Annotated in this window: 14 protein-coding genes and 1 pseudogene; 13 read left to right on the forward strand and 2 right to left on the reverse strand. The window is 63.6% G+C overall.

Annotated elements, in window-relative coordinates; genetic code table 11:
* Positions 1-149: 149 nt before the first annotated feature.
* Both tkt and gap read left to right on the forward strand, forming a co-directional pair.
* Complete coding sequence (tkt, locus tag BBA01S_RS38065; RefSeq protein ID WP_042298570.1) at positions 150-2,192, forward strand: transketolase; 2,043 nt, start codon at positions 150-152, stop codon at positions 2,190-2,192.
* A 141-nt stretch (positions 2,193-2,333) separates the two neighbouring features.
* On the forward strand, positions 2,334-3,344 hold the full coding sequence (gene gap / locus BBA01S_RS38070) for a type I glyceraldehyde-3-phosphate dehydrogenase (protein WP_027820982.1): 1,011 nt from the start codon (positions 2,334-2,336) through the stop codon (positions 3,342-3,344).
* Positions 3,345-3,476: 132 nt separating this feature from the next.
* On the opposite strand, the gene fur is transcribed toward gap, so the two are convergent.
* A complete protein-coding gene (gene fur, locus BBA01S_RS38075) occupies positions 3,477-3,905 on the reverse strand; it encodes a ferric iron uptake transcriptional regulator (RefSeq protein WP_027820983.1) in 429 nt (142 codons plus the stop codon).
* Positions 3,906-4,059: 154 nt separating this feature from the next.
* On the opposite strand from fur, the gene bamE reads away from it, so the two are divergent.
* The 9 genes from bamE to BBA01S_RS38120 all read left to right on the forward strand — a co-directional run bounded on the left by bamE (position 4,060) and on the right by BBA01S_RS38120 (position 14,089).
* Positions 4,060-4,950 (forward strand): outer membrane protein assembly factor BamE domain-containing protein, encoded by an 891-nt coding sequence (bamE, locus tag BBA01S_RS38080; RefSeq protein ID WP_245641722.1) that lies wholly within the window; start codon positions 4,060-4,062, stop codon positions 4,948-4,950.
* A gap of 248 nt (positions 4,951-5,198) precedes the next feature.
* Positions 5,199-5,996: a 4-hydroxy-tetrahydrodipicolinate reductase gene (gene dapB, locus BBA01S_RS38085; protein WP_027820985.1), complete on the forward strand. Its 798-nt coding sequence runs from the start codon at positions 5,199-5,201 to the stop codon at positions 5,994-5,996.
* Between the two features lie 83 nt (positions 5,997-6,079).
* Positions 6,080-6,832: a MotA/TolQ/ExbB proton channel family protein gene (locus BBA01S_RS38090; RefSeq protein WP_027820986.1), complete on the forward strand. Its 753-nt coding sequence runs from the start codon at positions 6,080-6,082 to the stop codon at positions 6,830-6,832.
* Positions 6,833-6,852: 20 nt separating this feature from the next.
* Positions 6,853-7,323, forward strand: coding sequence for an ExbD/TolR family protein (locus BBA01S_RS44720; RefSeq protein WP_042298571.1), 471 nt, complete (start codon positions 6,853-6,855; stop codon positions 7,321-7,323).
* Between the two features lie 248 nt (positions 7,324-7,571).
* Positions 7,572-10,166 carry a leucine--tRNA ligase gene (gene leuS / locus BBA01S_RS38100; protein WP_027820987.1) on the forward strand — a complete coding sequence of 865 codons (2,595 nt, stop codon included), beginning with the start codon at positions 7,572-7,574 and terminating at the stop codon, positions 10,164-10,166.
* Positions 10,167-10,280: 114 nt separating this feature from the next.
* Positions 10,281-10,832: an LPS-assembly lipoprotein LptE gene (locus tag BBA01S_RS38105; protein WP_027820988.1), complete on the forward strand. Its 552-nt coding sequence runs from the start codon at positions 10,281-10,283 to the stop codon at positions 10,830-10,832.
* 45 nt (positions 10,833-10,877) lie between these two features.
* Entirely contained in the window at positions 10,878-12,098 is a 1,221-nt protein-coding gene (gene holA, locus BBA01S_RS38110; protein WP_027820989.1) for a DNA polymerase III subunit delta, read from the forward strand.
* A 223-nt stretch (positions 12,099-12,321) separates the two neighbouring features.
* Positions 12,322-13,593: a glutamate-5-semialdehyde dehydrogenase gene (locus BBA01S_RS38115; RefSeq protein ID WP_027820990.1), complete on the forward strand. Its 1,272-nt coding sequence runs from the start codon at positions 12,322-12,324 to the stop codon at positions 13,591-13,593.
* A gap of 73 nt (positions 13,594-13,666) precedes the next feature.
* Complete coding sequence (locus BBA01S_RS38120) at positions 13,667-14,089, forward strand: CopD family protein (RefSeq protein WP_027820991.1); 423 nt, start codon at positions 13,667-13,669, stop codon at positions 14,087-14,089.
* Positions 14,090-14,128: 39 nt separating this feature from the next.
* On the opposite strand, the gene BBA01S_RS38125 is transcribed toward BBA01S_RS38120, so the two are convergent.
* Positions 14,129-14,593: a nuclear transport factor 2 family protein gene (locus tag BBA01S_RS38125; RefSeq protein WP_027820992.1), complete on the reverse strand. Its 465-nt coding sequence runs from the start codon at positions 14,591-14,593 to the stop codon at positions 14,129-14,131.
* A gap of 721 nt (positions 14,594-15,314) precedes the next feature.
* Here BBA01S_RS38125 and BBA01S_RS48740 point away from each other — a divergent pair.
* Both BBA01S_RS48740 and BBA01S_RS38130 read left to right on the forward strand, forming a co-directional pair.
* Positions 15,315-16,202: pseudogene (locus tag BBA01S_RS48740) on the forward strand (ESPR-type extended signal peptide-containing protein); the annotation flags it as partial.
* Positions 16,203-16,214: 12 nt separating this feature from the next.
* Positions 16,215-20,005, forward strand: a 3,791-nt coding sequence (locus tag BBA01S_RS38130; protein ID WP_407668378.1) for a beta strand repeat-containing protein, incomplete at its 3' end; no start/stop codon positions are given.

A 20,005-nucleotide genomic window follows, 5' to 3' on the forward strand; every position in this document is an offset into this window, starting at 1 on the left:
TCCTGGCGCCGCATCGCGCGCCGGAGCACGTGTTTGCCGAGCTTCCGGAACCGTCCGCTGCTGTGCGCCCGCCGTCTTGATCTGCGCGTTTGATCAGATCAATTCCGCCCGCCCACGCCGCTTTTTGCACTCGTTCCTCCGGACTCGACATGACGACCTCGTCTTCCGCCTCCCCCGCAACTACCACGTTGATGGCCAACGCGATCCGCGCGCTGTCCATGGACGCCGTTCAGCAAGCGAATTCCGGCCACCCCGGCATGCCCATGGGCATGGCCGAGATCGCCGTCGCGCTGTGGGGCCGCCATCTGCGCCACAACCCGACGAACCCGCACTGGAACGACCGCGACCGCTTCGTGCTGTCGAACGGCCACGGCTCCATGCTGCTGTACTCGTTGCTGCACCTGACCGGCTACGACCTGCCGATCGAAGAGCTGAAGAACTTCCGCCAGATGCATTCGAAGACGCCGGGTCACCCGGAATTCGGCATCACGCCGGGCGTCGAAACCACCACGGGCCCGCTCGGCCAGGGTCTGGCGAACGCGGTTGGCATGGCGCTGGCTGAAGCGCTGATCGCAGCGGAGTTCAACAAGGCCGACGCGAAGATCGTCGACCACCACACCTATGTGTTCCTCGGCGACGGCTGCCTGATGGAAGGCATCTCGCACGAAGCCTGCTCGCTGGCCGGCACGCTCAAGCTGAACAAGCTGATCGCGCTGTACGACGACAACGGCATCTCGATCGACGGTCACGTCGAGCACTGGTTCCACGACGACACCCCGAAGCGCTTCGAAGCCTACGGCTGGAACGTGATCGCGGACGTGAACGGCCATGACGTCGATGCAGTCGACGCAGCCATCGCCAAGGCCAAGGCATCGGACAAGCCGACGCTGATCTGCTGCAAGACGCAGATCGGTCACGGCGCGCCGACCAAGGCAGGCGGCCACGACGTGCACGGCGCGCCGCTCGGCGCAGAAGAAATCGCCAAGTGGCGCGAAGCGGCGGGCTGGAAGTGGGAGCCCTTCGTCGTGCCGCAGGAAGTCTACGCAGACTGGGATTCGAAGGCCACGGGCGCGAAGCTCGAAGCCGAGTGGAATGAAACGTTCGGCGCCTACAAGGCGAAGTACCCGACGGAAGCCGCTGAATTCACGCGCCGCATGGCTGGCCAGCTGCCCGCCGACTGGGCGCAGAAGGCTGCTGAAATCGTCGCCGGCGCGGATTCGCGCAAGGAAACCGTCGCGACCCGCAAGGCGTCGCAGCAGGCCATCGAAGGCCTCGCCGCTGCGCTGCCGGAACTGCTGGGCGGCTCGGCCGACCTGACCGGCTCGAACCTGACCAACTGGAAGGCCTCGAAGCCCGTGCGCGCCGCGAAGGCCGGCGAAACCGGCATCGAGTGGGGCAACCACGTCAACTACGGCGTGCGCGAGTTCGGCATGAGCGCCGCGCTCAACGGCATCGTGCTGCACGGCGGCTACAAGGCCTTCGGCGGCACCTTCCTGACGTTCTCGGATTACAGCCGCAACGCGCTGCGCGTGGCCGCGCTGATGAAGTGCCCGTCGATCTTCGTGTTCACGCACGACTCGATCGGCCTGGGCGAAGACGGCCCGACGCACCAGTCGATCGAACAGGTGCCGAGCCTGCGCCTGATCCCGAACATGACGCTCTGGCGTCCGGCCGACACGGTTGAAACCGCGGTGGCCTGGACTGAGTCGATCGCGCATCAAGGCCCGTCGTCGCTGATCTTCAGCCGTCAGAACCTGCAGTTCAACGAACGCACCGACGCTCAGATCGCCAACATCGCCAAGGGTGGCTACGTTCTGAAGGACTGGAACGACGACATCCCGAGCCGCAAGATCATCCTGATCGCGACGGGCTCCGAAGTCGAACTGGCGATGAAGGCCGTCGAGGCGCTCCAGCGCGAAGGCATCGGCGCCCGCGTGGTGTCCATGCCGTCGACCAACGTGTTCGACCGCCAGGACGCTGAATACAAGGAGCGCGTGCTGCCCAAGGGCGTGCGCCGCGTGGCGATCGAAGCGGCTCAGTCCGACTTCTGGCGCAAGTACGTGGGCCTCGAAGGCGGCGTGGTCGGCATCGACACCTTCGGCGAATCGGCTCCGGCTGGCGTGCTGTTCAAGCACTTCGGCTTCACGGTCGAAAACGTCGTCGCGACGGCCAAGGCCGCGCTCGACAACTAAGCATGGCTTCACACGGGCTCGCCTTCTGGCGGGCCCGTTTGCCGTCTGCGCCCCGCTTGTGAGGCTTTAAGCCGCCATAAGCGGCCGGGCAGGGCGCCGCACGGTGCAGTACCAGAATTTTTTACCATCAGGAGATAAACCATGACGATTCGCGTCGCAATCAACGGCTACGGCCGCATCGGCCGCAACACGCTTCGCGCGTTCTACGAGAACGGCAAGAAGCACGACATCCAGATCGTCGCAATCAACGACCTGGGTGACGCGAAGACCAACGCGCATCTGACGCAATACGACACGGCACACGGCAAGTTCCCGGGCGAAGTCTCGGTGGACGGCGACTACCTCGTCGTCAACGGCGACCGTATCCGCGTGCTGGCCAACCGCAACCCGGCAGAACTGCCGTGGGGCGAGCTGGGCGTCGACATCGTGTTCGAATGCACGGGCTTCTTCACGACCAAGGAAAAGGCCAGCGCCCACCTGAAGGGCGGCGCGAAGAAGGTCATCATCTCGGCGCCGGGCGGCAAGGACGTCGACGCGACGATCGTCTACGGCGTGAACCACAACGTGCTGAAGGCGACGGACACGGTCATCTCGAATGCATCGTGCACGACCAACTGCCTGGCACCGCTCGTCAAGCCGCTGAACGACAAGATCGGCCTGGAAACGGGTCTGATGACCACGATCCACGCTTACACGAACGACCAGGTTCTGACGGACGTGTATCACGAAGACCTGCGCCGCGCGCGCTCGGCCACGCACAGCCAGATCCCGGCGAAGACGGGTGCTGCATCGGCTGTCGGCCTCGTGCTGCCGGAACTGAACGGCAAGCTGGACGGTTACGCGATCCGCGTCCCGACCATCAACGTGTCGATCGTCGACCTGTCGTTCATCGCCAAGCGCGACACGACGGTCGAAGAAGTCAACGCGATCATGAAGGAAGCCTCGGAAGGCGCGCTCAAGGGCATCCTGGGCTACAACACCGCACCGCTGGTGTCGATCGACTTCAACCACAACCCGGCATCGTCGACGTTCGACGCGACGCTCACGAAGGTCTCGGGCCGTCTCGTGAAGGTGTCGAGCTGGTACGACAACGAGTGGGGCTTCTCGAACCGCATGCTGGACACGGCAGTCGCACTCGCCAACGCGAAGTAAGCGCGTAGCCGGTCTGAAGAACGAAAAAACCGCCCCTCGGGGCGGTTTTTTCTTGTGGGGATTTTACTTTCAGCGGCTTTCCGGCGCGCAGTGCTTGAAATGCGCCGTAACCGCTGATTTATAGTGCGTGCTTCAGTGCTTGCGGTGCGGGCAGTTATCCTTCGTGCATGCGCCGTACAGCGCGAGTGCGTGCTCCTGAAGCTTGAAGCCGCGCTCGTTGGCGATCATCTGCTGGCGCTTTTCGATTTCGGGGTCGAAGAATTCCTCGACCAGGCCGCAATCGAGGCACACCAGGTGATCGTGGTGGCTGCCTTCGTTGAGTTCGAAGACGGCCTTGCCCGATTCGAAGTTGCTGCGGGTGAGCAGGCCCGCCTGCTCGAACTGCGTGAGAACCCGGTAAACCGTGGCGAGGCCGATGTCCAGCTCCTCGTTCAGCAGGTTGCGATACACGTCTTCGGCGGTGAGGTGTCGCACGGGGCTATGCTGAAAAATCTCCAGGATCTTGAGGCGCGGAAGAGTCGCCTTGAGGCCGATGTTCTTGAGATCGGTTGGATTGGTCATGACGATAAGTCCCTGGAGTACAATGCTGGGTTCTTATGTTAATGCGTTTTTGCCGTTACGGGCATCTTCGGCAGAACTTCGAACGAACTTCTACAGAACACGCGCGGCTTAGCGAAAAGCCCGCACGGTGAGGGAAATGATTCCAGAATTCACTATGATCGGCCGACGCATGAATGGCGGCCGCCTGGCGTGCACCCTGCTGGCTGCGGCCGCGTTCGCGGCGCTCGCCGGTTGTTCCACTTATGACAGCCTGACGCAGCGCGTCGCCCAGAGCATCACGCCGTACCGCATTACGATCGTTCAGGGTAACTTCGTTTCGGCGGAAGCCGCGGCGCAGATGAAGGTCGGCATGTCGCGCGCGGACGTCAAGCAACTGCTCGGCACGCCGCTCCTGACGGACATGTTCCACGCCAACCGCTGGGACTACGTCTTCTACTTCAAGCGCGGCTCGACCGCCGTGGTGCAGCAGCGCGACTTCGTCGTGCTGTTCGACGGCGATCGCGTGTCGAGCTGGTCGGGCGGCGAAGATCTGCCGTCCAACCTCGAACTGCTCGCCGAAATCGACGGCGACAAGCAGGGCAAGAAGTACAAGGCGGCCGTTGCGGCTGCGGGCGCGTCCGGTGCTTCGGCGGCCCAGGCTGCGAACCCGGCTGGCCCGAGCGTCCCGGATACGGCGCGCACGCCCACCTCGGAACTCGGCACCGCGACCTCGCAACTGCCGCAGGATCCGAACGCGCAGGCCGCCGCAGCGGCGAATCGCGCCACGGATGCCGTGCAGACGCCGTCGGGCTTGACGCCGTCGGTGCGCGCCGGTACGCCCACCTCGTCGGCGCTGCCGCCGAACGTGGGCACGATGCCTGCCCAGGTTCAGTTGCACCGTGCGCCGCCGCCGCAGATCCAGGGCGTGCCGCAGTCGAACCCGGTCGGCCCGACCGCGGGCGCGCAGGGCACCGGCGACTCCAACGCCGCCGTGCTGCCGCCGTCGCGCAACTCGCCGCTCACCGCGCCGCCGCAGGTGCCGGCTTCGGGCGCCACGGGCAATTAAGATCGCAGCGACCGGTTCCGGAAGAAGCGCCAGCGTGGGCTTCGTCCGGGGCGGCGTCGATCGTTCCATCAAGGGCCGGGCGCGTTGCGCCGGGTCTTGCGTCGGCGGCTTCGGGCCGCCGCGTTCGTTTGTATCGTCTACTAGCGTCTATCCTTGGCAGGATCTATCCCGAAAATGTCCGTCTGACTTTTGTCTGACGGACGTGCATCGTGCGCAGGGCTGCCGGTCTCACCTTTGCAGGAACAGTCATGAAAATCGCAATCGCCGGAGCATCGGGCCGCATGGGCCGCATGCTGATCGAAGCCGTTCTGAATACGCCTGACGTCACGCTGTCGGGCGCGCTCGTGCGCAAGGGTTCGGCCGCCATCGGCCAGGACGCGGGCGCCTTTCTCGGCAAGGACACGGGGGTGCGCGTTACCGACGATATCGAGCAGGTCTTCGCGCAAAGCGACTGCCTGATCGACTTCACGCGCCCCGAAGGCACCCTCGCGCACCTCGAAGCCGCCCAGCGCCACGGTGTGAAAATGGTGATCGGCACGACCGGTTTCGACGCGCAGCAAAAGGCGCAGCTCGGCGCTGCCGCGCAAAAGGTGGGCATCGTGTTTGCGGCCAACATGAGCGTGGGCGTGAACGTCACGCTTAAGCTGCTGGAGTACGCGGCGCAGTTTTTCGACAAGGGCTATGACATCGAGATCATCGAAGCGCACCATCGCCACAAGGTCGACGCGCCCTCGGGCACGGCGCTGGCGATGGGCGAAGCCGTCGCGAAGGCGCTCGGCCGTGATCTCGACGAGTGCGCCGTCTATGGCCGCGAAGGCGTGACCGGCGAGCGTGATCCGTCGACGATCGGCTTTTCGGCGATTCGTGGCGGCGATATCGTGGGCGACCACACGGTGCTGTTCGCGGGGATCGGCGAGCGTATCGAGATCACTCACAAGTCGTCGAGCCGCCTGTCGTACGCGCAGGGCAGCGTGCGTGCGGCGCTGTTCCTGCAGGACAAGGCGAGCGGCCTGTACGATATGCAGGACGTGCTCGGCCTGCGTTAAGCGGCTGGGTGACGCCTGGGCCCGGCAAGCGCGCCGGGCCGGCCACGCGGCGTGCGCGCCGCGACATCATCACGCGAGGTTCGATGGCAGCGAGTAACGGAGTCATCCACTATCTGCAGACGAGCGACGCCGTCACGCACGCGGTTGCGTGGGTGCTGCTGGCGATGTCGGTCGCGAGCTGGTGCTTTCTGATCGTGAAGAGCTGGGTGCTCGTGCGCGCGAAGCGCCAGGGGCCGCGCGCCGTCACGCAGTTCTGGCAGGCGGCAACGCTTGCGGACGGCGTGAGTGCGATGCGCGCGCTCGACCGCGAGCGCGTGTTCCTGCCGCTTGCGCAGGCCGCCCTGGCGGTCATCGAAACCGATACGGCGGGCGCGCTGCTCGCGCGTGTCGATCGTGGCGAGCGCGTGCTGCGCGCCTTGCGTGGCGCGCTCCAGGCGTCGCAGCGGCGGCTCGAATTCGGCCAGGTGCTGCTGGCTTCCGTGGGCAGCACGGCGCCGTTCGTCGGGCTGCTCGGCACGGTGTGGGGCATCTATCACGCGCTCGGCAGCATCGCCGCGAGCGGCCAGGCGATGATCGAGAACGTCGCCGGGCCGGTGGGCGAGGCGCTCATCATGACGGCCTTTGGCCTTGTCGTTGCGATTCCTGCGGTGCTGGCTTACAACATTCTCGGTCGTCTTGCGCGCCAGATCGGCGACGATCTCGACGGCTTCGCGCACGACCTGCACGCCTGGGCGAGCGCCCCCGAAGAGGCTGCGGCCCGTCGGGATGGCGCCGCGCCGCGTGAGCTCCAGCAGCCTGCGCGCAGCGAAGGCGTGACGCGCGCCGGCGCGCTCTGAGCGGCAGGGAGGCCCAGGCGATGGCATTCGGCGGACTCGAAAAGAAGCGCGATTCGGCACCGATGGCCGAAATCAACATGACGCCGCTCATCGACGTCATGCTCGTGCTGCTCGTCATCTTCATCATCACCGCGCCGCTGTTCACGCACGCAATCCGGCTCGACCTGCCGAAAGTCGCCGCCGAGCCCGTGCAGCAGACGCCGCAGACCGTCACGCTATCGATCGACGCTGCGGGCAAGGTGTTCTGGAACGCCCAGCCGGTCACGCTGGACGAACTGCGCAAGCGCTTTGCCGACGCGGGCAAGCAGCCCGAAGCGCAGCAGCCCGAACTGCAACTGCGCGCCGCACGCGAGACGCGCTACGACGTGATTGCCCAGGTGATGGGCGCCGCACAGCAGGCTGGGCTTGCGCGCCTGGGCTTCGTGACCGATCCGCCGACTGCCACACCCGTCACACCAGCCACACCCGCCGCACCAGCCACGCAACACTAAGCCCCGGATTCGCCCTCAAGCGCGGCCCCAATCCCGCCATTCGAAAAGCGAGCGGAAAGCGTGGCCAACTCAACGGTATAATCAGCGTTTCCCTGTAAAAACGGGGCCCTGCCCGCGTCGCGCGGAGGATCTTCTGAAGATCTTCTGAAAATCGCGCCGGCCGGCCCGGTGCGCCAGACGCCACGAGGCGACGCCCGCATGCCGCCGCAGGCCCGTTTGAGCCGAATCTGCGTTTTCCCATCCACACCATGCTCGAAAAATACGTTCCCTCCGACGTCGAATCCGCCGCGCAAGGCGAATGGCGTGCCAGCGACGCTTACCGGACGGCCGAAAAGGCCGACAAGCCCAAGTTCTATTGCGTCTCGATGCTGCCGTATCCGTCGGGCAAGCTGCACATGGGTCACGTGCGGAACTACACGATCAATGACGTGATGTACCGCTATCTGCGCATGAACGGCTACAACACGCTCATGCCGATGGGCTGGGACGCGTTCGGCATGCCGGCCGAAAACGCGGCGATGGCCAACAACGTGCCGCCGGCCAAGTGGACGTACGACAACATCGAGTACATGAAGGGCCAGATGCAGTCGATGGGTCTCGCGATCGACTGGTCGCGCGAAATCGCCACCTGCAAGCCCGACTACTACAAGTGGAACCAGTGGTTCTTCCTGAAGATGCTCGAAAAGGGCATCGCCTACAAGAAGACCGGCACGGTGAACTGGGATCCGGTCGACCAGACCGTGCTCGCCAACGAGCAGGTGATCGACGGCCGCGGCTGGCGCTCGGGCGCGCTCGTGGAAAAGCGCGAAATCCCGATGTACTACCTGCGCATCACCCAGTACGCCGATGAACTGCTGAACGACCTCGACGGCCTCGGCTGGCCCGAGCGCGTCAAGATCATGCAGCAGAACTGGATCGGCAAGAGCTTCGGCGTGAACTTCGGCTTCCCGTACGAACTGGATGGCGAGAAGAAGCTGCTGCGCGTGTTCACCACGCGCGCCGACACGATCATGGGCGTGACCTTCTGCGCGATCGCGGCCGAGCACCCGCTCGCCACGCGTCTGGCGCAGGACAAGCCGGAACTGCTGCCGTTCATCGACGAATGCAAGCGCGGCGGCGTGGCGGAAGCCGACGTCGCGACGATGGAAAAGAAGGGCGTCCCCACGGGCTTCACCGTCACGCACCCGGTCACGGGCGAGCAGGTGCCGGTGTGGATCGGCAACTACGTGCTGATGAGCTATGGCGAAGGCGCCGTGATGGGCGTGCCGGGCCATGACGAGCGCGACTTCGCGTTTGCGAAGAAGTACGACCTGCCGATCAAGCAGGTGATCGCCGTGGAAGGCGAAACGTACTCGCTCGACGGCTGGCAGGAGTGGTACGGCGACAAGGAACGCGCCGTCACCGTCAACAGCGGCAAGTACGACGGCCTGAGCTACACGGCGGCGGTCGACGCCGTCGCGGCTGACCTGAAGGCGCAAGGCTACGGCGACAAGCAGGTCACGTGGCGTCTGCGCGACTGGGGCATTTCGCGCCAGCGCTACTGGGGCACGCCGATCCCGATCATCCACTGCCCGAGCTGCGGCGACGTGCCGGTGCCGGAACAGGATCTGCCGGTCGTGCTGCCGGAAGACCTCGTGCCGGACGGCACGGGCAACCCGCTCGCAAAGTCCGAAGCGTTCCTGAACTGCAAGTGCCCGACCTGCGGCGCCGACGCGAAGCGCGAAACCGACACGATGGACACGTTCGTGGATTCGTCGTGGTACTTCTACCGCTACGCCGCGCCGGACGCGGTCAACATGGTCGACGAGCGCACCGACTACTGGATGCCGATGGATCAGTACATCGGCGGCATCGAGCACGCGATTCTTCACCTGCTGTACTCGCGTTTCTGGGCGAAGGTCTCGCGCGACCTGGGTCTCGTGAAGTTCGGCGAACCGGCGAAGAACCTGCTCACGCAGGGCATGGTGCTCAACGAAACCTTCTATCGTGAAGATCCGTCGGGCAAGAAGAGCTGGTTCAACCCGGCCGACGTGACCGTGACGCACGACGACAAGGGCCGCCCGGTTGGCGCCACGCTCAACAGCGATGGCCAGCCGGTGGTGCTCGGCGGCGTCGAGAAGATGTCGAAGTCGAAGAACAACGGCGTCGACCCGCAGGTGCTGATCGACCTGTACGGCGCCGATACTGCGCGTCTGTTCACGATGTTCGCCGCACCGCCCGAGCAGCAGCTCGAATGGTCGGGTGCGGGCGTGGAGGGCGCGAGCCGCTTCCTGCGCCGCGTCTGGTCGTTCGGCTATGCGAACGCCGAAGCGATCAAGTCGCGTGCATCGTTCGACGCGGCCACGGTCACGGACGTCGAAAAGACGCTGCGCCGCGAAGTCTACGGCGTGCTCAAGCAGGCCGACTTCGACTATCAGCGTCTGCAGTACAACACCGTCGTGTCGGCGGCGATGAAGATGCTCAACGCCATCGACGGCGCGAAGGAAGCGGGCGCGGGCGTCAAGCGCGAGACTTTCGGCGTGCTGCTGCGCGTGCTGTATCCGGTCGTGCCGCACCTGACGTTCGAACTGTGGAAGGCGCTCGGTTACGCCGACGAATTCGGCACGCTGCTCGACGCACCGTGGCCGAAGGTCGACGAAAAGGCGCTGGAACAGGCTGAGATCGAACTCGTGCTGCAGGTGAACGGCAAGGTGCGTGGCGCCGTGACGGTCGCCAAGGATGCAACGAAGGACGTGATCGAAGCCGCCGCGCTGGCGCACGAAATGGTCGTCAAGTTCGCGGAAGGCCGCGAGCCGAAGAAGATCATCGTCGTGCCGGGTCGTCTCGTGAACGTCGTGGTCTGATCGGGTTGAACTGATCAGGCCGATCAAGCCGATGTGCTGTACTGGCGGCGCGTCGCGATCCACGGGATCGCACTGCGCCGCCGTTCCGAATCTGTCGCGAACCAGGGAGTCCATGTGATTCGCAGATCGTTCCTGTTACTGGCCAGCAGCGCGCTGATGCTTTCGGCGTGCGGCTTCCAGCTGCGTGGGCAGCAGAACTACGCGTTCAAGCGGCTCGCCATTGTTGGCGCACCGGCGCCCGTGACCGCGCGCCTCACGCGCATGATCGAAGGCGGCAGCGATTCGGTGGTGGTCGAATCCACCTCGAACGCCGACGCCGTGCTGCACGTGTCCGAATCGCGCGGCTTCAGCACGCTCACGCTGAGCTCGCTGGGCGAAGTCGAGGAATACCAGGTCAACTATTCGCTGTACTACACGCTGACGGCGGCTGACGGTTCGCCGTTGATCCAGCCGAGCACGATCGGGCTGAACCGCGCGATGACCTATAGCGACCAGTACTCGACCGCGAAGGTGAGCGAGTCCAACCTGCTGTTCGCGGACATGCAGAACGACGCAGTGGATCAGCTCACGCGCCGCCTCGCCGTGCTCAAGACGCTGCATCCGAATCCGGACCAGGTCGTGCCGGGCGTCTCGCCGCGTGCACCGCTGCCGCCGCCGCCGCTGTGATGCGCGGCTCGTTTTTCCGCTTGTTTTTCCTTTAAAGCGCACGCCATGCAACTGCGACTGGACGCACTCGAGCCGCATCTGGCCAGGGGAATGGCCAGCCTGTACGTCGTCTACGGCGACGAGCACCTGCTCGCCCAGGAGGCGTGCGACCGCATTCGTGCGAGCGCGCGTGCGGCCGGCTTCACCGACCGTTCCGTCTTTACGGTCGAGCGCGGTTTCGACTGGAGCGCGCTGCTTGGCGCGAGCCAGTCGATGTCGCTGTTCGGCGACCGCCAACTGGTGGAGTTGCGCATTCCGTCCGGCAAGCCCGGCAAGGAAGGCGCTGACGCGCTGAAGACGCTCGCGGCATCGGCCAAGGCTGGCGCGAATCCCGATGTGCTCACGCTCGTCACACTGCCGCGTCTGGATGCGGCGACGCAGAAGTCGGCATGGTTCACGGCGCTTTCGGAGAGCGGTGCCTCCATCAAGATCGATCCGGTCGAGCGCGCCGCGCTGCCGAACTGGATCGGCCAGCGCCTCTCGCAGCAGGGCCAGCGTGTCGCGCCAGGCGAAGACGGACGGCGCGCATTGCAGTTCGTCGCGGAACGCGTGGAGGGCAACCTGCTCGCCGCGCACCAGGAAATCCAGAAGCTTGGCCTGCTGTATCCGCAAGGCGTGCTGAGCTTCGAGCAGATTCACGACGCCGTGCTCAACGTGGCGCGCTACGACGTGTTCAAGCTCAACGAAGCGATGCTGACTGGCGACGTTGGGCGCCTTGCGCGCATGCTCGACGGCCTGGAAGGCGAGGGTGAAGCTGCCGTGCTGGTGCTGTGGGCCGTCGTCGAAGAAGTGCGCACCTTGCTGCGCATCAAGCGGGGCGTGGCGGCGGGCAAGCCGCTCGCCGTGCTGCTGCGCGAGAACCGTGTCTGGGGGCCGCGTGAGCGCCTGATCGGGCCGGCGCTGTCGCGTCTGAGCGAAGCGACGCTTGAGCGCGGGCTCGTGCTGGCGGCGCGTCTCGACCGGCAGGTCAAGGGCCTGTCGGGACAGGCGCGCGGCGACTGGCGCAATGCGTTGCCGCCGGATGCGTGGGACGGTTTGTTCGAACTGGCGATGACAGTGGCCGCGCCGCGTGATGCAGGAGCAGCAGGCGCTGCGGCATCTCGTCCTGTTGCGGGCGCACGCACCGGCGCGCCAGCCGCACCACGCTCGAACCCAGCAGCGGCCGCCGCAGCCGCCGCCGCTGCGGCCCGACCGCGCACCGCAGGGCCGGGGCGCAGGCCAGGCTAGCTTCACGCTTGCCGGGTCGCGCTCCCGACACCTGCTTCCGCTCAAGCGCACACGCACCGTCACGTGCCCTGTGCCGCACCAGGCCGCGCCCAGCAAAGCTGGCGCGCTGGCTTTAAAATCGACCTAACCTGAACCGGGCCGCCTCGCCGCGCCGGCAGCAAGATCGCCAGCCGCGCGCCGGGCACGCCGCACCGCATCACCGCATCGCATCACGATAGAGACCATGGATATCGACCAGTACATGACCGACCTCGGCCGCCGCGCCCGCAAGGCTTCGCGCGCGATGGCCCGGGCCTCGACGGCCGCGAAGAACGCCGCGCTCGAAGCGGTGGCGCAGGCCATCGAGCGCGAGACGCAGCAGCTCAAGGACGCCAACGCCCGCGACCTCGCGCGTGCGCAGGAAAAGGGCCACGACGCGGCCTTCATCGACCGCCTGACGCTTTCGGACAAGGCGATCGGGACGATGGTCGAGGGGCTGCGCCAGGTCGCGGCGCTGGCCGATCCGATCGGCGAGATCAGCAACCTCAAATTCCGCCCGAGCGGCATCCAGGTGGGCCAGATGCGCGTGCCGCTTGGCGTCATCGGCATCATCTACGAATCGCGCCCGAACGTGACCATCGACGCGGCCGCGCTGTGCCTGAAGTCGGGTAACGCGACGATTCTGCGCGGCGGCTCCGAAGCGCTCGAATGCAACACGGCGCTGGCGAAGCTGATCGGCGAGGGCCTGGCGGCAGCGGGCCTGCCGCAGGACGCGGTGCAGGTGGTCGAGACGGCCGATCGCGCGGCGGTGGGCAAGCTCATCACCATGACGGAATTCGTCGACGTGATCGTGCCGCGCGGCGGCAAGAGCCTGATCGAGCGCCTGATGGCCGAAGCGCGTGTGCCGATGATCAAGCACCTCGACGGCATCTGCCACGTCTTCATCGACGATCGCGCGGATATCGCCAAGGCGCTTACCGTGTGCGACAACGCGAAGACGCACCGCTACGGCACCTGCAACACGATGGAAACGCTGCTGGTCGCACGCGGCATCGCGCATGACGTGCTGCCGCCGCTGGGCCGGCTCTATCGCGACAAGGACGTGGAGCTGCGCGTGGACGCCGCCGCGCGCGCGATCCTCGCGGACGCGAACGTCGGCCCGCTCGTGGAAGCCACCGAAGAAGACTGGCGCACCGAATACCTTGCGCCGGTGCTGGCGATCAAGGTGGTGGACAACCTCGACCAGGCCGTCGAGCACATCAACCACTACGGCTCGCACCACACCGATGCGATCGTCACCGAAGACCACGACCGCGCGATGCGCTTCCTGCGCGAAGTGGATTCGGCGAGCGTGATGGTGAACGCTTCGACGCGTTTCGCGGACGGTTTCGAATTTGGCCTGGGCGCCGAAATCGGCATCTCGAACGACAAGCTGCACGCGCGCGGCCCGGTCGGCCTGGACGGCCTGACTTCGCTCAAGTACGTGGTGCTGGGTCACGGCGAAGGCCGCCAGTAAGTCCTGCTGGCGGCGCGCTGCGCTTTGCAGCGTGGTGCGCCGCCGCTTCGCTTAACGATCGAAGAAGAAAAATATGTCGATGCTCTGGGTCAAGACGTTTCACATCGTACTGATCGCTTCGTGGTTCGCAGGCCTGTTTTATTTGCCGCGAATCTTCGTCAATCTCGCGATGGAAACCGAGCCCGCGGCAACGAAGCGCCTGCTCATCATGGCGCGCAAGCTCTACCGCTTCATGACGATGATCGCCGTTCCCGGCCTGCTGTGCGGGCTGTGGCTGTGGCTCGTCGTGGGCATTGGCAGCGGGCAGGGCTGGATTCACGCCAAGGTGGGCGTGGTCGTGCTGCTGATCATCTATCACGCGTATTGCGGGCGCCTGCTGCGCACGTTCGAGCGTGGCGAGAACCGTCGCTCGGACAAGTGGTATCGCATGTTCAACGAACTGCCCGTGCTCGGCATGCTGGCGGCCGTGGCGCTCGTTGTCATCAAGCCGTTCTGAATCTGCTGGAAAGCGTTTTTCTTTCCCCGACGGGCAGCATCAAATGCTGCCCGTTTCCTTTCTGCGCATGCGCGACGCCGCAACGCGCCAGCCATCCTCACGCTTCACGAACACATCGGTGAAGCGGTACTCGATCGTCTTGTAGCCCAGCGCCGGTGTATAGCGGTTGATGCCGGTCGCCACGGCGACGTCATCGAGCACCTGCACGCGGACATCTTCGAGCACCTGTGAGCCGCCGTCCGGCATGGGCAAAGCGGCGAGCATATCGCGCTTGCTGCGGTGAATCTCGCCCGGAAATACTTCGAAGAACTTATCGTCGAGCAGGTCGTTAAGCACCGGTCGATCGCCCGTTGCGGCGGCTTGTGTCCACTGATGCTCGAGCAACTGAACCTGGAGCGTATCGGAAATGGGCGAGACGCCCGTCAGGGCGCCGGGTGTGGCGGCATGGACGAAGGCGCTGAGCGTCAGCGCTGCGGCTGCGAGAAGCGTGAATGTGCGTTGCATGGCGTTTCCTTGAGTGAGGCGGCGGGCCGCTGCGATGGGTTGCGGCTCACGTTGGGGAAACGGTGTTGGCACGGCCGCCGCGGGGCCGGATGAGGCGCGATCGGTGCGACGCCGATGCGGCGGCGCGAGATGCCTGGCGTGGTGAGGTGGAGACCTCATGTCAGCGTTTCCCGACAGATGAAGTCTATTTGTCTGTCGGAGCGCGGGCCATAGGAGAAGTCTCAAAAGCGCGGGCGTTGAGCACTTTCTTGGCTGCTTTCTCAAGGCCGAATGCGTCAGTCAGCGAGCGTATTTTCCGTGAGTGTCTGTAGTCCAATTTTCCGGGTTGATTTTTATTATTCTGAGTAAAAATTCTCAATTTGTAGTTGTGAAATTTTGATTATTCTTATTTTTAAAGTTTTAATTTAAGAGTGCCGCTTGTCATTGCGCATGGCCGAGTTTCCTATTGGGAATTTTCTTATGTTGTGTGCTTTTTCTTGCCCATAGAGTCGCGTGTGCCGTCGCAATCCGGCCGAACCCTCATTTCACGCGGATTTTAAGTCGAAGCGAAATCGACTTAATTTGTTTTGTCGCGTGCGAAAGAAATTCCGTTGAATAAGCTGATCGAATTTCTCTGCATCGGGTGTTCTTGCCGGTTTGTATCGCGAATCTGGTCGACGTGAATGCATTTGCGCATGCAGTCACGCACCGGGAATTCCGTCTCTCATTAAGGTAAGCAAGAATGAACAAAACATATAGATCAGTCTGGAACGAGTCCACGGGGACGTGGGTGGCGGCGGCCGAGACCGCCCGCACTTGCAAAAAAGGTGGGCAGCGGAGTTCCATTACAACAGCGGCTACCGTCACGTCGCTGATCGCGATTGGCGGCATGCTTCCGCATTCAGCGTCTGCCACCACGAATATTGGAACGTGTTCAACATCTGGGTATACGGCGGTGGCCGTTGGTGGAACGCCGACTAACGGTTATCAGTGTACAAACGCTGGCGGAGACAGTTCAGTAGCAGTTGGCTCGGCTGCGACTTCTGCGGGAACCGGTAGCGGTGCGTTTGTAACTCCATTTTATTACTCAGGCACCACCAATAAGCCATGGAACGTAGATCAGGTGGCGATGGGGCCCAGTGCACGGGCGTTGGCGGAGAGCGCAATTGCGATTGGCGGGCACTCATTGGTAACGGGTATCGAGGCAGTCGGCCTAGGGGGAGGCTATTCGACTGTAAGTGGCAACCAGGCGATTGGGATTGGTTCACAGCTTGTTGCTAGTGGGCTTGGCTCTGTCGCGCTTGGTGTACATACGACGACGCAATCGAACCAGAATATTGCGATTGGTGCGCAAGCTGCGACAGTCGGAGCCAACGCTATTGCGATCGGTGCAAACGCAACCACTGCGGGAGCGAATTCCGTTGCGCTGGGCGCAAATTCGGTTGCAGCGAGTGCCACTGATGTGCCGAGTGGCACTGTGGCTGGAAAAACCTACAACTATGCGGGCGCTAGCCCTGTGGGTGTCGTGAGCGTTGGGGCAGCGGGGGCAGAACGCCAGATCACGAATGTCGCAGCAGGCAAGGTGAGTGAGTCGAGTACGGATGCCGTGAACGGGTCGCAACTTTATGCGACCGATCAAGCAGTGGAGAATCTGCAGGGCTTCACGAAAAATGCGGTGAGTTATGACGACGCCACCAGGAAAGCGATAACGCTCGCAGGTGACGGCGGAACGGTCATCACCAACTTGTCGCCGGGCGCGGTCACGGCATCCAGTACAGACGCCATCAACGGCTCACAGCTCTATCAAGTGAGCAATTCGGTCACGAACATCAACAACACGCTCACGACCGCTGGCTGGGGCGCACAGGCTTCCTCGACGAATCCCGCTTCGTACGAAATGGGGGGCTTCATCATCGATGGCAATGGTCACGTAAGTAATCCCTCAGTGCTTTACGTACCGAATACCGTCGGTACCGCGAATGCGCAGATCGTGCTCGATCCTGGTCTGGGCAACAGCGAGTACTTTGTGAATGGCGACCGCACCCAGGGCTACCTGCCGAAGGGAACCATCATCAGCAATGTGGGCGATGGTGTCCAGAATACGGACGCGGCGAATCTTGGCCAGGTTTATACGATCGTCGCCCAAGCAGGTGGTGGCGGAGGCGGTGGCACGGGTAATCTTGTTAAGGCTACCAGGCAACTCCAGGCTCCGCTTGGGGCAGCGTCTTCCGGTTCTGGCGTCAATACCTCGGGGCTGGTGCTGACCTACAACACGGCTGCGTACTACTCGCAGGTATCGGGGCTTGCCGATAGCAGCGGATCGACAAAGCCGTCAGACGTCGCTCGCGCCTACGGCAACGGCTCGATTGCGATTGGTTCGAATTCGTATGTGCCAAGTGCAGCGCCGGCCGGTACGGCGATTGGCGTGCAGTCCTATACGTCGGCGAATGACGCAGTGGCGTTGGGTTCGGGCTCGGTGGCAAATGTGGCGAATACGGTGTCGGTCGGTAACGATGGCACGAGTTCGTACACGGCGTATTACCCCAACGGGCAGACCTACACGATCAAGAATCAGGCGAATACGCGCCGTATCGTGAATATGGCGGCAGGCCAGGCGGATACCGACGCCGTCAATGTTTCGCAGCTCAAGGGCGTGACGGCGGCGCTGGGTGGTGGCGCGAGCGTGAATGCAGATGGCTCGATCGCTGCGCCTTCGTATAGCGTAGCGGGCAATTCGTACTCTGATGCTGGATCGGCGATTGCCGCACTGAACAATGGCTCTGTGGCCTATGACACGTCGGCGCACGATATCGTGACGCTGGCTGGTAGCGGCGCGTCTAAACCTGTCAAGCTAACCAATCTCGCGAACGGCGCGCTCAATGCAGCAAGCAGCGATGCGGTCAACGGCTCGCAGCTTTTCGCGACGAACCAGAGCATTTCGACGCTGTCGGGCACCGTAACGAATATCGCGGGTGACGTCACGAATCTCACCGGTCAGATGGCTGACGCGGTGAAGTACGATACGTCTGCACACGACACTGTGACGCTGGGCGGTACTGGCGCACAGACCTCCGTCAAGCTGACGAACGTCGCGAACGGTGCACTCAATGCGTCGAGCAGCGATGCGGTCAACGGCTCGCAACTCTTCGCGACGAATTCGAGCATTTCGACGTTGTCGGGTGCCGTGACGAACATCGCAGGTGACGTCACGAATCTCACCGGTCAGGTGGCTGACGCGGTGAAGTACGACACGTCCGCACACGACGTTCTGACGCTGGGCGGTACCGACGCAGAGAAACCCGTCAAGCTGACAAACGTCGCGAATGGTTCGCTCAGTGCGTCGAGCACGGACGGTGTCAATGGCTCGCAACTCTTCGCGACGAACTCGAGCATTTCGACGTTGTCGGGTGCCGTCACGAACATCGCGGGTGACGTCACGAATCTCACCGGTCAGGTGGCTGACGCGGTGAAGTACGACACATCCGCACACGACGTTCTGACGCTGGGTGGTACCGACGCAGAGAAACCCGTCAAGCTGACAAACGTCGCGAATGGTTCGCTCAGTGCGTCGAGCACGGACGGTGTCAATGGCTCGCAACTCTTTGCGACGAACGAGAGCATTTCGACGTTGTCGGGCGCTGTCACGAACATCGCGGGTGACATCACGAATCTCACCGGTCAGGTGGCTGACGCAGTGATGTACGACACGTCCGCACACGACGTTCTGACGCTGGGCGGTACCGACGCGGAGAACCCCGTCAAGCTGACAAACGTCGCGAACGGTGCGCTCAATGCGTCGAGCACGGACGCTGTCAATGGCTCGCAACTCTTTGCGACGAACGAGAGCATTTCGACGTTGTCGGGCGCCGTAACGAACATCGCAGGTGACGTCACGAATCTCACCGGCCAGGTGGCTGACGCGGTGAAGTACGACTCTTCGGCTCATACTTCGGTAACGCTGGGTGGTGATAGCGCGAGCACGACTGTTGCGCTGCATAACGTCGCGTCCGGCCTCGCGGACACCGACGCGGTCAACGTGACTCAACTGAAGTCCGCTGGATTTGCGATTGATCCGGCGACCGGTACGGTGCTGAACAAGGCCGTGACCTATGACGCTGGATCGATCGATTCAGGTTCGCCCACCATCACCCTGGAGCCGGGCCAGGGCAACAGCCCATACTTCAGAAACAGCAACCGCGCTGACGGCTATTTGCCTGCGGGTACCGTGATTAGCAACGTCGGTGCGGGCATCCAGGACACGGACGCGGCGAACGTTGGTCAGGTCTATGACATCGTGTCCGGAAAGGACGGCGGCGGTGTCGCGCAGTTGAATCTGCGCGCGATGTCTGTTGGCGCTTCGTCTTCCGGTTCTGGCGTCAATACCTCGGGGCTGGTTCTGACCTACAACACGGCGGCCTACTACTCGCAGGTATCGGGGCTTGCCGATAGCAGCGGATCGACGAAGCCGTCAGATGTCGCTCGCGCTTTTGGCAACGGTTCGATTGCGATTGGCTCGAATTCGTATGTGACGAGTGGCGCCCCGGCTGGTACGGCAATTGGCGTGCAGTCCTATACGTCGGCGAATGACGCAGTGGCGCTGGGTTCGGGTTCGGTGGCAGACGTGGCGAATACGGTGTCGGTCGGTAACGATGGCACGAGTTCGTACACGGCGTATTACCCCAATGGGCAGACCTACACGATCCAGAATCAGGCGAATACGCGCCGTATCGTGAATATGGCGGCAGGCCAGGCGAATACCGACGCCGTCAATGTCTCGCAGCTCAAGGGCGTGACGGCGGCGCTGGGTGGCGGCGCGAGCGTGAATGCGGATGGCTCGATCGCGGCACCGACATACGACGTGGCGGGTGGCACGTTTAGCGATGTAGGGACGGCGTTGGCCGCCATCGATGCAAAGCCCGACACGGGTTCGCCGGATGCGGTGATGTATGACAGCTCCGCCCACGACGCGCTGACGCTGGGCGGCACGAACGCCAAGTCGCCGGTGCAATTGAGCAACGTTGCGAACGCAGTGGCGTCGCACGATGCGGTGAATCTCGCGCAGCTGGAGGCAATGGGTGGCACGTTCGACAGCTCGGGTAACGCGACGAATGCGTTCGTGGCTTACGACGATATGTCGAAGGGTTCGGTGACGTTCGGTGGCAGCGGGGCTAAACCCGTCAGGCTGTACAACATTGCAGCAGGAACAATCAGCGCCTCCAGCACCGATGGCATTAACGGTTCGCAGCTCTTCGGTCTTGCGGCTTCCACGGCGTCTGCGTTGGGTGGCTCGACGTCCGTGAATGCAGATGGCTCCATCAGCAATCCGGCCTATGTGCTCAACGGCTCGACCTACGGCGACGTTGGCAAGGCACTCGATGCGGTCATGGATGCAGCCAAGGGCGGTGGCGCCGATGCTGTCCTGTACAACGACGC

This window comes from Paraburkholderia bannensis NBRC 103871, assembly GCF_000685015.1.
GTDB classification, from domain to species: Bacteria; Pseudomonadota; Gammaproteobacteria; order Burkholderiales; family Burkholderiaceae; genus Paraburkholderia; species Paraburkholderia bannensis.